The sequence below is a fragment of the Terrisporobacter sp. genome, assembly GCF_017888745.1.
Classification (GTDB): Bacteria; Bacillota; Clostridia; order Peptostreptococcales; family Peptostreptococcaceae; genus Terrisporobacter.
Window position 1 is genome coordinate 1 of the sequence record NZ_JAGHFM010000415.1, and the last position, 2,192, is coordinate 2,192.

Genomic DNA, 2,192 nt, shown 5'->3' on the forward strand with positions numbered 1-2,192 from the left:
AAATCACTAATTATTAATTTTGTTATAATTTAGTAACCATAAATTTTTAGCAATAATTTTTTATTATTTTGTAATAAAAAAGTAGCATAATAAATATGCTACAGCTTGTTAATATTATTAATTTATATACTAGTTTTACAACTTTTGTATTCAATATTTATATGTACCAAGGTATCATTTTTTCATATCAATAAATTACAATTTTAATTTATATCTAATCAAAATAAAATATCTTCATCTATAATTTCAGACTCTTCTATAGTACTATCTTCTAGTATTACACCTTCTTCAGCGTTATTTTTAGCCTCTATTCCTCTTTTCGCAACTATTAATCCTAAGTCTGTAAGTATTAGTTCTAAAAAAATAGTAAACATAGCTAAATCATCCTCATTTAATTCTTCAGCTATACTATATGCTATTACAGAAGATAAAAGTATATAGTCAGCATAGCTAAAGGAAGATAATCCAATTCCTTCATCACATTTTTTCTTTGACTTATTATTACAATTATTTTTCTTATTTTGTTTCGTCTTTTTTCTTTTATATTTATTATTTTTATTATTCTTTTCATTTGCCAATTTTAACACCTCTTTGCATATAAGTATCATAATTATATTTATTACTTTGATATAATCAATATTATTCATAATCTAAAATTTAATTATCTAATTTTCAAAATTAGCAAATAAAAAAATTATCTTCCCTTTGTCCACTGCGTCAACACTCCACTTCATAAGAGCAGTGTCTTCCACGTTGCCAAGTAACAAAGTTGCAAATTATATGTTGTCTAAAAAACAGATAATATAATTTCCTTACAATAAAAAAAATCTAGGTTAGAATAACCTAGATTTTTAGTATTTTTAAAATTTATACAAATAACATAAATATAAAATGTGCTGATATCCCTGCACAAAGCCCACCTATTGTATGTGAAAGTATTGCTTTTCCTGTTAACGGTCTTGCATCTAAAGCATCCATCATACCTACATGAGTGCTTAAATATCCACTCCAGCACATACCCATTGCTGTAAATACTGCTATATCATTTGGAGTTATAACTCCATCAGTTATAAACTGAGGTACTAAACTCATAGCAGCTCCAACAGCACCTAAAGATGTTATAGGAAATGCTATAGCCTCTGGTGAAGTAAATCCAAATAATGGCTCTAATATAAAACTTAATTTCTCACCTATTATAGGAAGAAGACCTATACCTTCATATGCTGCTCCAGTATAAACTGCATTGCCTGTTACTGGATCTGTAGATGGTCCAAAAGTTAAAAGCATTACAAGGGTACAAACTACCAATACTCCTGGTATTATAGCAAGTCCAAGTTCAACACCTGTTTTACCACCTTCAAGCATTGCGTCTAACACCCTTTGAAATAAATTTCCATCTCTAATTTCTCTCATTTCTTCTATTTTATTAGAAACTTTCTCTTCTCCTTTTACAGGCTTATAATTGTAATACTTTTTAGTAAAATGTATCATTATTCTAACACTTATAATACTTCCTATTATTGCCCCCACATTACCTATTAAAGCTGGCAATACATATTCGCTACCTTGAGATATCATGAATGTTGTAACTATAAGTCCCATACCAAAAGCTGTTCCTAAATTACAAAGAGGTGCCACTTGATAATTTTTAAAATATCTTGTAAATGATTTGTCCTTTGCAAATGCAATGATGGCAGGATTATCTGATAAGTAAGTTGTAATAGCTCCAGCTATACTAGCTCCAGGCATGCCATATAGCGGCTTCATAAATCCTGCAAATATTTTATTTAATAAAGATATTACTCCAAATTCAGATAAAAGCGCACTTACTGCGCCTGCTAAAACAGCTAAAGACATTATTAAAAAAACTGTATTTAACAATAAATCATGGGCCGTACTCATAATTACTTTGAACATAATTCCAGCCCCCATAACACTAGAAATATATCCGAACCCACCTACTAATATTGCCAAAAATACAAATGTTTCTAAACCAACAGTCTTAACTTTCCTCTTACTACTCCCTGTATCCATAAAATATCCTCCTATACTTTCCAATATTTGATATATATTTTAATCGTATTTTATTTATAAATCAAGTGTTTATGTCTAAATATTTACTATTTTTATAAAAAACAATATATTTATCTCTAAATATTTACTATTTTTTTTAATAATTCATTTTTATCTGA

General features: G+C 28.1%; 2 protein-coding genes. Both read right to left on the minus strand.

All coding sequences use genetic code 11. The features are described from left to right. Window positions 1-218: 218 nt before the first annotated feature. Window positions 219-578: a hypothetical protein gene (locus J7G74_RS16620; protein ID WP_297137477.1), complete on the minus strand. Its 360-nt coding sequence runs from the start codon at window positions 576-578 to the stop codon at window positions 219-221. Window positions 579-867: 289 nt separating this feature from the next. Further along, window positions 868-2,034 carry a CD0519/CD1768 family membrane protein gene (locus tag J7G74_RS16625; RefSeq protein ID WP_297137480.1) on the minus strand — a complete coding sequence of 389 codons (1,167 nt, stop codon included), beginning with the start codon at window positions 2,032-2,034 and terminating at the stop codon, window positions 868-870. Window positions 2,035-2,192: the final 158 nt, after the last annotated feature.

Bases quoted from the DNA above. Each gene is read 5' to 3' on its own strand.
- J7G74_RS16625 (WP_297137480.1), bottom strand. From the start codon at position 2,034: ATGGATACAGGGAGTAGTAAGAGGAAAGTTAAGACTGTTGGTTTAGAA.